This window comes from Fructilactobacillus sp. X1R3C1 (assembly GCF_059901545.1).
The window spans coordinates 1-12152 of record NZ_JBWXUT010000008.1 but is presented as its reverse complement, the minus strand read 5'-3'; the positions used below and the strand labels follow the sequence as shown (position 1 = coordinate 12152).

Genomic DNA, 12152 nt, shown 5'->3' with positions numbered 1-12152 from the left:
GCCAGCGCTTCGGTAAGTGGTAGTCAATCGACGAGTGATAGCCTCTCAACGAGCGCCAGTGGTTCTATGAGTACTTCAATGAGTACAAATCATTCTGAAAGAACCAGCGCCAGTGCATCAATGAGCGGCAGTCAATCGACGAGCGATAGCCTATCAACGAGTGCCAGTGGTTCAACTAGTACTTCGATGAGCACCAATCACTCGGAAAGTACCAGTGCTAGTGCCTCAGTAAGTGGTAGTCAATCGACGAGCGATAGCCTATCAACGAGTGCCAGTGGTTCGATGAGTACTTCAATGAGTACAAATCATTCCGAAAGCACCAGTGCGAGTGCTTCAATGAGCGGTTCTCAATCCATCAGCGACAGCTTATCAACAAGTGCGAGTGGTTCAACTAGTACTTCGATGAGCACAAATCATTCCGAAAGTACCAGTGCCAGTGCCTCGGTAAGTGGTTCTCAATCAACGAGCGATAGCCTATCTACTAGTGCGAGTGGTTCGATGAGTACTTCAATGAGCACAAATCACTCCGAAAGTACGAGTGCCAGCGCCTCAATGAGTGGTTCTCAATCCACTAGTGATAGCTTATCAACCAGTGCAAGTGACTCGATGAGTACTTCAATGAGCACAAATCATTCCGAAAGTACCAGTGCTAGTTCATCAGTAAGCGGCAGTCAATCTACCAGTGATAGCTTATCCACTAGTGCCAGTGGTTCGATGAGTACTTCAATGAGCGACAACCATTCTACAAGTACGAGTGCTAGTTCTTCGGTAAGTGGCAGTGCTTCCACAAGTGGTAGCTTAAGCAATTCCACAAGTGTAAGTGGCTCAACCAGTACTAGTGATAGTATTTCTACTAGTGCAAGTGACTCACTAAGTACCAGCACGAGTGGTTCAATCAGTACTTCAATGAATGACAATCATTCCGCAAGTACGAGTGCCAGTGCTTCATTGAGTAGCAGTCAATCCACCAGCGATAGCTTATCGACAAGCGCTAGTGGCTCGATGAGCACTTCAATGAGTACAAATCATTCGGCAAGCACGAGTGCCAGTGAATCAACTAGCACTTCGATGAGTGATGTCAACTCGGCAAGTACCAGTGCAAGTTCCTCATTAAGTGGTTCTCAATCGACGAGCGATAGTCTGTCTATAAACACTAACGGTTCAACCAGCACTTCGATGAGTGACAACCATTCAACGAATACCTCAGAAGACAACGGTAATGCTACTAATAATCACGGTAACAAGGGTGAAAATACTGCGAAGAAGAATAATAAAGCAGACAAATTACCTCAAACCGGACAAAGTAACAATGACCTAGTAACTGCTGCAGGTGTTATTGAACTCGCAATGGTTGGACTTTGGGGAATTCTTAACGGACTTAAGAGACGCAAGAAGAACCAATAAGCAATTTAACTAGATGTTAAAACCATAAATAAAAAAGATTTTAGTATCTGTTAACATTAAGCGATCAAATTCGAAATGAATTTGGTCGCTTTTTGTGTATGTAAGAAGACTAAAAAAGGGTCCCTGAAGTTTTTAACTTCAAGGACCTTTTATAATTATTTACTTTTGAAAACGTTTGGTTTCATATGCTGAATGACTCTATTATTCATTAACACGTACAGGATTACGATTTGAATCGGAGTTGCGATGATGTTTTTGACAATCCGGATTGGCAGGTAATAGAAAAACGACGTGTTGGACATGATTGAGATCCAGAGGGTGTTGAAAAAGACGTTAATCACTAACGTGACAATTACCATCGTGATCGTCAAGCGCACCCAACCAATTTTTTGGTGGTGATAAAAAGCAAAACTATATATCAGGGCGGCTAACACGGCGGTAAAAGTGTAACCAATGAAAAAGCCGTACCCATTAATAAATGATTGCAGAATATCTAAAATCACTGCCGAGATGGAGGCCCAGAACGGGCCAAACCACCATGCGATAAATACAGCGGCAATAAAGCCAAATCCAATCTCCAGATAACTAGTCTGAAACTGAATCTTACCTAGTACAATCTTGATGGCCATCAAAACCGCTAGATAGGTTAATCCCTTGGTGCTTAGGGGGAGCATCCCCCAATGTTCTAATTCTTTCTTCATACTGACATCTCCTTAGTGGAGCTGCCACCAAAATTGGCATAAATTAAAGTGGCGAATGCGGACCAAGCACCGCAAACTGTTAGTTTTTCGTTCAGCGTTCACATTCCGTTCCGCCGACACTTAACGCGCAAGGTCCTACTCCTAAATTTTTAGAACATTCTAAGTATACTCCTTTTAAGATAATTGTTTTGTTAAATATGGTCAGTCTGGGAATCGAACCCAGATTATCGAAGCCATCGCTGACCTACCATGACTAAGGTAAGAGAAAAAATAAGAAAATTGGTTTGATTAATAAGTAAGTATTAATCAAAGGTCCCTTTCCGATTAGTTCTCTTTGGAATTAACTACCTATGTATGATTTCTATTTATAAAAGCCCCGCCAGAGGAATGTACAAATCATATATATATTAAAGATCGTAATTAAACTTTTAAAATTTAAACATAATAAGTAGTTAAGTGCAGAGGGAAGAATCGAACTCCCGTTGTTAAAAGTTACCAGACTCCGCAATAATTTATTCATCTAAGATACTAACAGGAACCAATTATTAATTGAGATCATATGTAAAAATAATACATTATTTTAAAAGAAAATTAAACGTACTTTTAGTTCATAATGAGGTACTATGAACCGTAAGAAAAAGACTAGTGCCCGTCTGTAGGCGCTAGTCTCTGGAAATTAAATTGTGATTACAAAATTAAATTATTGAAAACTAATGATTTTAAAATCGTCGTCATCGGCAAAAATCTCAAAGTTAAAGACCTGACCTAAATCGTAGTGTTCGACGTGATAGGCAACGTTGTCGTCAATGGCGTTTTCAAGTTTGGAAAGATTAAGCGCGGAGATAAAACTGAGCGCATACTCTACTAACATGATTGGGTTGTCGATTAGGTCGTGGAACTGGCTCTCGTCGTCTGAGACAGTGGTAATGTTTCCTGAGAATTCGTCACCGATGGTGTTGACCCCGTTGTAACACTTCTGTTGGAAGAATTGGTTGCGGATAAATCCTAGTCGGTTGGCCTCATCACGGTCTTTGACTTGGTCGGTTTGGACCTGGAAGTTATCATCAGTTTTGTTTAGTTGACTGTGATTTGGCACAAAGTCCCAAATTGAGCGTTTGTCTTTAAAGTTTGGGGTGACGTTGTATGGATTTAAGCGGATGATTTCATGATCGTTAAGTTCGCATACTGGAAGCGATGAGTACAGGCTTTCTTTTTGTTGCTTCTTGATATAGGCATCTTGATACATCAGGACGAGATCGATCACGTACTGGGCGTCTCGAAGTTCGTTTAGTTTCATGGTATTCCTCCTTTCTGTGCCACTCAATATAGCAGGATTAGACCGTGAAAGTCTAACATATTGTTTATAAATTAACATGAAGTGGAGCTGAAATGTTTTATGTAAATATGGTTACAAAGTGCTATTATAATAGTATTTATTAGAAAAGATGATTTAACAAAGCAAAAGCTATTTTTATTAAATAGTTAATATTCGTTACTAAATTCACTATGTTACATCTTTTCTTAATCAATTAATTTTTGCGGGATTCTTTAACGAATCCAGCCGGAGGTTAAAATGAATATTCATAAATTAATTGCCCTAACGGAACCGAGTTCACTTGTGTCAACCGTGATTCCCTTTTTATTGGGATTAATGTTCGTCAGTTATGATTACGGGGAAGTCGACGTCTTTAATTCTATTATTTTGTTACTAGCGTGTCTTTTAATCCAGCTGATGGCCAACTCGTTGGATAATCTGGCTGATTATCACTCCGCCCTTAAGACTTCGAAAAAGGCAGCCAGGAAGTTTCGGGAGCAGACCAATTCACTAGGGGTCAACAAGATTTCATTTAAGGCGGCAGTGATTACGACCATGATCTTTGCGTTTCTGACGGCCATCTTGGGAATATACTTGCTCTTTTTGACCACGATTTGGCTGTTAGCAATTGGTGTGATTGGTTTTGTCATCAGCTATTTGTATGCTAGCGGACCAATGCCAATCTCTCACACGCCCTTTGGTGAAATGGCGTGTTCGCTAACGATGGGAGTGGGGATTACTTACACCGTCATCATGGTAAACGTGCCGGTATCACAATTTAGTTGGCAACTGTTTCTAAATGGCCTTTTGGTGTCCACGCTTGCTCTGTTTCCACTCGCTAGCATCATGCTTGCCAATAACCTTTGTGACGTAAAAGAGGACATCCAATTAAACCGTCATACCCTAGCGTCTTTCATCGGAAAAAAGTGGTCGTTAGTGGTTTTTACTGGTAATTACGTTGTGACCTATGTCATGGTGATTGTGACCGTCTGGTTGCGGCTACTTCCGGTTAGTACGTTACTGGTATTGTTCACGATTCCAGTAATTTATCGGCATGTGCATGAATTTATTCGTATTCAGGACAAAAAACGGACGTTCATTCTTTCCGTCAAGAGCAGTTTTGCGATTTTACTAGCGCTGATTTTGTCAGCACTGTGCCAGTTATTAATGACTTTTTTTTAAATTAATCTCGATAAGGTGGAAAATGGATTCCACCTTTAAATTTGATGTCTTGACGTTAGCCTTGCTAGCGTCTTTTTTGACGGCAAAATTCCGCCATTTGCCGGGATGGCGCTGATTCTCATCCCACCTTATGCTAGTTCTTGATACAAAGGCCTTTGGATCAAACTACTATAGGGAGATTCAATTTTATGAATAACGAGCAAACGGCATTTCGATTTTTAATGGCAGGCGACCACGAGGTTGTGATTTTTGGCGTACTGAAACGCTTGGGAATCAGACCGTTTCACGACCAATATCAGGACCTGGTGTCAGAGGGACGCCTGGCATTTGTGAGTGCATATCAGCGCTATCCGGGTGATCCCACTGATGACAAAAGTCGATTAAATTTCATTTATCAGGGAGTTTACTGGCACCTTTTGGATCTATTAAAGAAGGAAACCAGGCAAACTTCCAGAATTGACGTTGAAAATAGTACCGACCTGGATGTCATCTCTGCTTGTGATGAAGATGTTGAAACGCGCATCGTATTTGAAGAAGTTCTGAACCGATTAAACGAAAGGGAGCGCCAACTGGTGATACGGTTGTATCGCGGCCAGTCGATGACGGCAATTGCGAAAGAACTTCATGTATCCAGAAAAACTTTGTATCAGTGGCGCAGGCACATTATCAAAAAGGTCAATTGGGGTAACACATTGACTAGTTGATTCGTTTCTAGTAGGTGTAAGGGGTTGGCCAACTGCCTTAACAAAATAAACTGAAGAGGATGGAAAAAATGAAAAGAAATTGGATGAAGACTAGTGCAACATACACACTTGCAGGAGAGGGTCACGCTGACGCCAAACACACCTTTAACAACCTGGTGCAGAACGTTTCAGAGGACCAAATCAAGCAGTTCGGTGTGATTTTAGCGGAATTATCCGGTGACTCATTTAAAAAGGCAACGTTGAGTTCCACTGATACTTTGGATGCTGAATAATTAGGAGGATGAACATGAGAAACTTAGAATTAGTTTTTAAATCAGATCAAAACAAGGTCAAGACCATTAAGTTGAGCTACGCTTCAAGTACTCTAGGCGAAGAAGTGGTCAAGAACGCCATGGACCGCATCGCCAAACTCGAGATGTTTCAAAAGGATGGCGTTAACTTGTACAACACACCGGTTTGTGCCCGCTACGTGGAAATTAAGAAATATCCGATCTATCAGGCACCGGTAGTCCCAGCTGTTAAGTAAATATCGGATTTAGGAAAAGCACTTCATCTGTGATGGAGTGCTTTTTTGTTTGCGACATTGTTTGAATTACGTCACAGGGGTTCATTTTCCGAAATGGCGTGCTTACAGGTTTTTAATTGGGGCTGAAAATTTCGGTAACTAAAAGGCCACTCGTTTTGATAGGGTAAATATCATGTGAGGAGCGAAAGTAATGAAGAAAATCATTAAATATGGATTACTCGGAATCATTGCGGTGCTGGTCGTAATCGGGTTGGGACTCTTTTTCATGTTTCACGACGAATTATCGACCTTGAACTCCGTGAAAAAGGTCAACAACTATCCTATGTACAAGATGACGTACAAAAATGACTATGGACTAGATAAATTGTTAAAACAGGGGGCTTCAAACGACCAGGAGTTGGTTCAGTTTGCGTCCAATCAACTTTTAAAGGGACTGCCACTTAAGATTGACATTCCTAAGGTGTCCTGCACGACGTTTTCGGCCACGACACCCAACGGTCAACACCTGTTTGGCAGAAATTTTGACCTGCAGTATTCACCGTCAATGGTGGTTAAGACGGCACCGAAAGACGGCTACAAGAGTATCTCAATGGTTGATTTAAAGTTTTTGGGACTGGATCGGCAGTCAATGAGTAAGTTTTCCGACAAGGTAATTTCTCTAGCGGCCCCGTACATTCCGTTTGACGGAATTAACGAAAAAGGTGTGAGTGCGGCCGTGTTGTGGGTCCCTGACAAGGTCACCAATCAACAAACCAGTAAGCCGGACATCACGACCAGTATAGCCATTCGGATGATTTTGGACCACGCTAAAGACACGAATCAGGCCATTAGTCTCCTTAAAAAGTACGACATGCATGCGTCGGCGGATGGCTGTTACCACTTCCAGCTCAACGACGCTAAGGGTAATAGCGCGGTGGTTGAGTACGAAAATAACAAGATGTCGGTAATTCCACAGACCGGAAATCACCAGGTCTTGACTAACTTCTATCAAACTCCGGGAAGTAAGTATCATAAGGGAATTGGTTTTGATCGGTACAACGTGGCTAACGGTAAACTGGATCAGAATCACGGAATTGAGACCGAGAAGCAAGGGATGCAACTGTTAGATGACGTGCACGATGGACCTCACATGCCGTATCAAGACGATAGTCCAACCCAGTGGACCGTTCTTTACAATAATTCCCAAAAGACGATGACGGTGGTTACCGGGGCCAATTTTAAAAAGCAGTATCACTACCAAGTTAATTAATTTAAAGCGCTTCATTATATATGAAGTGCTTTTTTTGTGCGTTATAATCGGTTTAATGGATGAACAAGTTCGAAAGGAGGAAGAGCATGAGTTTACGGTTTGTTTTAGCGCCAGATTCATTTAAGGACAGTATGTCAGCCAAACAAGTGGCAGGCGCAATGGCGGCGGGCATTATCAACGTTGATCCGTCGTCCCACATTGATAAAGTTCCGATGGCTGATGGTGGCGAAGGGACCGTTGACACGCTGGTTGACGCCACTCATGGAAGGAAGATTGACGTCACGGTTGATGGTCCGATTCCTGGTCAGAAGGTGGATTCATTCTTTGGAATGCTCGGTGACGGCAAGACCGCGGTCATCGAGATGGCGAAGGCCAGTGGACTGGAGTTAATTCCTGAAAACCGTCGTAATCCAATGGTCACAACCACGCTTGGGACTGGTGAGTTGATTAGAGCTGCCTTGGATTTTGGCGCCCAAAAAATCATCATCGGAATCGGTGGCAGTGCGACTGTTGACGGTGGAACCGGGATGGCAACGGCCCTTGGCGTCAAGTTCATGGACGAAAACGGAAAGGTCATTATTCCAAACGGATCCTCAATCGGTCGCATCTCCGACATTTCGGTGGCGGGACTCGATCATCGGATCGCCGAGACCGAATTCGTGGTTGCTTCAGACGTGACTAATCCACTGGTCGGAAAGAACGGAGCGGCGCCGGTGTTCGGTCCCCAAAAAGGTGCCAACTCTAGTCAGGTCGTGCAACTGGACAATAATTTAAGAAGTTATGCGCACGTGATTAACGATAAATTAGGGATGGACGTTACAAGCGTTCCTGGCAGCGGTGCCGCTGGTGGTGTTGGTGCCGGACTGATGGTCTTTTTAAAGGCCAAGTTGCGTCCCGGCATTGAGATTGTGGAACAGACGGTCGGACTAGAAGAAAAGATTAAACATGCCGACTGCGTTTTCACTGGTGAGGGCAGTATTGACTCCCAGACCAAGTTCGGTAAGGTGCCCTTTGGAGTCGCCAAGTTGGCCAAGAAATACCATAAACCGGTCTTTGTTGAGACGGGTCACATCGGTGAAGGAATTAGTGATCTGTACGATGCTGGAGTGTCGTCGGTGATTGACATCTTAGACGGAGTGACGTCAATGGAAGAGGCCCTTAAAAGGGGACCCGAAAACATCGAACGTACCACCGAGAATATTATAAGAATTATCAAAGCCAGTTCGAAACTTTAGATTTTAAATAGAAATAAGGTAGAATAAGCGTATGTAGTAGTGGAGTACGTTTACGAAATGGCGGTAGGAAAATGAAAAAATTTTTTTGGAACCTTCTAATTGTGGTCCTGGTCGTTGTCGGGCTTGGTCTGGTCTTTAATTCTCAGATTACTTCATGGTGGGTTGGATACCAAGGCGGACAGAAGGCTAACAGTATCACCAAGCAGGAGGCTAAGCGCGGAAATCAACGTAAGGGTGATTATGATTTTAGTAACGTGAAGGCGGTCGACGAGAACGCCATTATGAAGAGTCAAAAGGCCAAGCAGTCGCCCGCAATTGGCCGCATCAAGATTCCAGACTTAAACATTGATTTACCCATCTTTAAGGGGCTAAACGACGATGATTTAACGATTGGAGCCGGAACGATGAAGATGGACGAAAAGATGGGGGAGAAAAACTACGTCCTGGCGGGTCATCACATGAAGGACCCAAACGTGTTGTTTTCACCGCTATCAAAAGCAAAGGTCGGACAGAAAATCTACCTTTCCAATCCTAGTAAGAAGTATACCTACAAGATTACCAGTAAGAAGATTGTCTCTGAAGATGACATCTCGGTGATTAATGATAATGGCAACCAAAAAGAAATCACGCTAGTCACGTGTGCTTCTGGGAATCCGGGTGAAACCAAACGGTTGATTGTGTCCGGTAAATTAATTAAATAGTTCAAAATAAAATACCGTGTCGTTATTAATCTAATAACGACACGGTATTTTTGTGTCGTGAGTTGATAATATCAATTGTCTTGAAAGTATTCGCGAAGTTTCTTTTCAAAAGATTGGGGTGCCTCTGGGACTGGACTGGTAATCCACATCTCCAAAATAAAGAAAAAGGCCTGAGCCTGCAGATTCATAATCATATTTTTGGGAATCTTTTGTTTAACGTGAAAGTTGGGTGAGTTGTTCATAATGTTACTTTTATACTTTTTCAGTAAAAAAGCCATGAAAATCCCCTTGAGGCTTGGTTTGAGTAGGACACGAATCTGATCGCGATACTTATACACAAGCTCCGGTAGGCAATTAATCAAATTATTGACGTAGGTGTCGTCTGGATCACTTTCCTTATTAAATTCTTCGTCAATTTGATTGCATAATGTGGTTTGAATGTAAGTGATTAAATCATCAATGCTTTCGAAATTATTATAAAAGGACTTTCTTGATACGCCAGCCGAGTCTGTTAGTGATTTCACGTTGATATCAAAGATGCTTTTGTGACTAGCTTGAATTAGAAATTCGTTTGCGATTAAGTCCTTGGTTACATTGGTTGCCATATTTTTCTCCAGAATTTTGATATAAATCATTCTAAGAGAGTTACTCACTAGCGAGAGTTGTTTTAACTCTTTTGGATAATTAAGGCTTTTTACACATTAAGCGACCATTGAATGTGAATTGTATTATAGCAATTATAATATGATATCCTTTATAGTTTCCTGCATGAGTACCGATGTAAACTTTATAAATCAGTTTTTATGTACATCACAAGAAGTATTCTTATTTTTGGACTCGATCGTACATAACAAATTAAATTTTTTTAAAGGTTTCACATACTTGTTCTGGTGGAATTAATTTGATTAGCTGATCTACTAGTTACGTGGGTGCTAGTTGTGATTTCCATGAAACAAAAGTACTTATGTACTTTTTAACTTACTTCTTAGATTGAAAGTGAGTTTTGTTACTGCTTTTAAATATATAGTATTAATGTTACAAAAACATTACATTTTTTGGTGATTATTTACACATAATGAGTATTATGTGGGACCAGACACATGACGTTAGACTAAATAAAAGCTTATTATGACAGTATTTTACACACATTGTGTAAAATACAATTGTGTTCAATTCAATTTCAATTTGTGCAATAATTGCTTCAGGCTTAGTTAGCCGGTAAGTATAGATTAATTTGAAATTAGAAGGGCAGGTTTTTACTTATATGTTTAATCGTGATAGCAAAACACATTATAAGATGTATAAAGCTGGTAAACGATGGCTGTTCAGTGCAATTACAGTCACGATGTTTTCAGCCGGGATTTCAGGCGGAATCCTTATGTCTAACCAACATAATGTGAAAGCGGACGTTACTAACAACGCTCAGATGAATTCACAAAATAGTGATTCGTCTGATAAGCAAGTAACAGTACCGCAAAATCAGACTACCAATGATCCGGCAACTGAACAGAACGTCACCAACAGTGATGACACAGCAAGTAACCAAAATGTTACTGCTGCTCAAGACATAACTAAGAATGATGACGCTTCAGCTAAGCAAACCGATTCATCACAAAATCAGACAACCGATCAAAGTACCACTAAAAGTGATGACACAACCAGTCAAAAAACCGATTCAACAAACTCTGATCAAAACATAACAAAAAACAATGACACCACATCAGACAAGCAAGCTGACGCTGATGCCACTAAAAATGACAACACTACCAATCAAAAGGCTGACTCAGCAAAAGACCAAGCAACTGACCAAGACGCCAATAAGAGTGACGATGCTTCAAGTCAGAAAAATGATGCATCACAGGACCAGTCTTCTGATAAAAAAGCTGATGCCACTAAAAATGATGATGTGGCAAATAAGGAAGCCGATGCCTTAAAGGACCCATCAGCTGATCAAAAGTCTGACCAGGAGGCAGCTACAAGTGATAACACAGCAAATAAGCAAGACGCTGTGGTAGCTGCCAACCAAAAGACTGATGATCAAGCAGCAGCCATGAAGCAAACTGCGGCAGCCTTAGCCACCAATGATCCCCAGAATCAGCTAAAGAATGCCACTACTGATCTTGCTGCTGAACCATTTAAGATCACTGTTAGTGATCCAGACTACAAGTCTTATGGTGTTCCTTGGGTTGATCCAAACTCCGATCACTTTACGTATGGTTTTGTCACTGTGAAAAATGCTGCCAATACTAACAAAGTAAAGTGGATTGTTTGGTCAACTGATCGTACTGGTGACGGAGTTGTCTATGTAAATGAAATTGATGCTGACGGGAACCTTCTTAAAACCTATGTTCTTAATCAAGACGGCGAAGTAGATAACTCCGATTATATTAATGGAATACAGTATAAAAGATGGAGCAATAACTATAGTTCGATGGGATTTGAAGGCGATAATCCTGAACAGTATGTTTTCAGAAAAAACTGGTTCTATAATAACCCAGCCGGAGTGGATGCCAATCTTGGAGCTATGAATTCCTATACTCCAGATAAAGTTACTTCGACAGTTACGTGGACAAATAAGGACACTGGCGAAGTCATGGCTACCCATCAGTTCACTGGAATGGCGGGTCAGTCATATGATATTACCGGCATGCCACCAGAAATTCCCACCACTTATTACATTTCTACCGAGCCATCAAATGCTACAGGAACCATTTCAAGTTTTGGTGTGGTTGGGACTAAGTGGGTTTCACATCTGAAACAAGGTTACGAGGTAACCTATACTGAAACTGATGATCATGGTGGAATGAGTGTTCAATTAACGGATAAAGACGGAAACCTTGTTCCCGGTAGTGATGGTCAGACAACCTACCATATTGATGCTAGTTATAACTATGACCCAACAACTAAACAGTATTCATGGGATATTCCTGGATATGGAGTTGTGGTTCTTACCCCAATTTATGTTCCACAAACCCGTAAGATCGATTATCAAGTTGCTCAACTGGGAAAATTAGTTCCAGTTGATTCCAATGGCAATCCGATTGACAATGGATCCCATGATGTTCCATACGAAACGCAACCAGACGATCCTACTAAAGCACAACAACCTCAATTACCTAATATTCCTGGCATGAT

General features: G+C 41.5%; 12 protein-coding genes and 1 riboswitch. Of the genes, 9 read left to right on the top strand and 3 right to left on the bottom strand.

The features are described 5' to 3' along the window. Positions 1-1404: fibronectin-binding protein FnbA (locus AC6UD8_RS06965; RefSeq protein WP_500699906.1), on the top strand; the 1404-nt coding region annotated here is incomplete at its 5' end. Positions 1405-1559: 155 nt separating this feature from the next. Here AC6UD8_RS06965 and AC6UD8_RS06960 read toward each other — a convergent pair. Then, entirely contained in the window at positions 1560-2105 is a 546-nt protein-coding gene (locus tag AC6UD8_RS06960; protein ID WP_500696001.1) for a folate family ECF transporter S component, read from the bottom strand. 47 nt (positions 2106-2152) lie between these two features. Next, a riboswitch (THF riboswitch) is annotated at positions 2153-2250 on the bottom strand. A 555-nt stretch (positions 2251-2805) separates the two neighbouring features. After that, entirely contained in the window at positions 2806-3402 is a 597-nt protein-coding gene (locus AC6UD8_RS06955) for a hypothetical protein (protein ID WP_500699905.1), read from the bottom strand. Between the two features lie 276 nt (positions 3403-3678). Here AC6UD8_RS06955 and AC6UD8_RS06950 point away from each other — a divergent pair, with 276 nt between their 5' ends. The 7 genes from AC6UD8_RS06950 to AC6UD8_RS06920 all read left to right on the top strand — a co-directional run bounded on the left by AC6UD8_RS06950 (position 3679) and on the right by AC6UD8_RS06920 (position 9017). Continuing rightward, positions 3679-4602 carry a prenyltransferase gene (locus tag AC6UD8_RS06950; RefSeq protein ID WP_500699904.1) on the top strand — a complete coding sequence of 308 codons (924 nt, stop codon included), beginning with the start codon at positions 3679-3681 and terminating at the stop codon, positions 4600-4602. 188 nt (positions 4603-4790) lie between these two features. After that, the gene (locus tag AC6UD8_RS06945) at positions 4791-5306 is read left to right on the top strand and encodes a sigma-70 family RNA polymerase sigma factor (protein ID WP_500699903.1); all 516 of its coding nucleotides are present in this window, start codon (positions 4791-4793) and stop codon (positions 5304-5306) included. Between the two features lie 68 nt (positions 5307-5374). Beyond that, positions 5375-5578 carry a DUF1659 domain-containing protein gene (locus AC6UD8_RS06940; RefSeq protein WP_500694590.1) on the top strand — a complete coding sequence of 68 codons (204 nt, stop codon included), beginning with the start codon at positions 5375-5377 and terminating at the stop codon, positions 5576-5578. Between the two features lie 14 nt (positions 5579-5592). After that, the gene (locus AC6UD8_RS06935) at positions 5593-5832 is read left to right on the top strand and encodes a DUF2922 domain-containing protein (RefSeq protein WP_500699902.1); all 240 of its coding nucleotides are present in this window, start codon (positions 5593-5595) and stop codon (positions 5830-5832) included. A gap of 190 nt (positions 5833-6022) precedes the next feature. Beyond that, positions 6023-7081 carry a carcinine hydrolase/isopenicillin-N N-acyltransferase family protein gene (locus tag AC6UD8_RS06930; protein WP_500699901.1) on the top strand — a complete coding sequence of 353 codons (1059 nt, stop codon included), beginning with the start codon at positions 6023-6025 and terminating at the stop codon, positions 7079-7081. 86 nt (positions 7082-7167) lie between these two features. Further along, positions 7168-8316: a glycerate kinase gene (locus AC6UD8_RS06925; RefSeq protein ID WP_500699900.1), complete on the top strand. Its 1149-nt coding sequence runs from the start codon at positions 7168-7170 to the stop codon at positions 8314-8316. Positions 8317-8387: 71 nt separating this feature from the next. Further along, positions 8388-9017: a class A sortase gene (locus AC6UD8_RS06920; protein ID WP_500696313.1), complete on the top strand. Its 630-nt coding sequence runs from the start codon at positions 8388-8390 to the stop codon at positions 9015-9017. A gap of 71 nt (positions 9018-9088) precedes the next feature. Here the strand turns inward: AC6UD8_RS06920 and AC6UD8_RS06915 are convergent, their stop codons facing one another. Continuing rightward, a complete protein-coding gene (locus AC6UD8_RS06915; RefSeq protein WP_500694586.1) occupies positions 9089-9622 on the bottom strand; it encodes a hypothetical protein in 534 nt (177 codons plus the stop codon). A 659-nt stretch (positions 9623-10281) separates the two neighbouring features. Between AC6UD8_RS06915 and AC6UD8_RS06910 the strand changes: the two genes are divergently transcribed. Then, positions 10282-12152 (top strand): KxYKxGKxW signal peptide domain-containing protein (locus AC6UD8_RS06910; RefSeq protein ID WP_500699899.1); only part of this gene is annotated, 1871 nt, incomplete at its 3' end.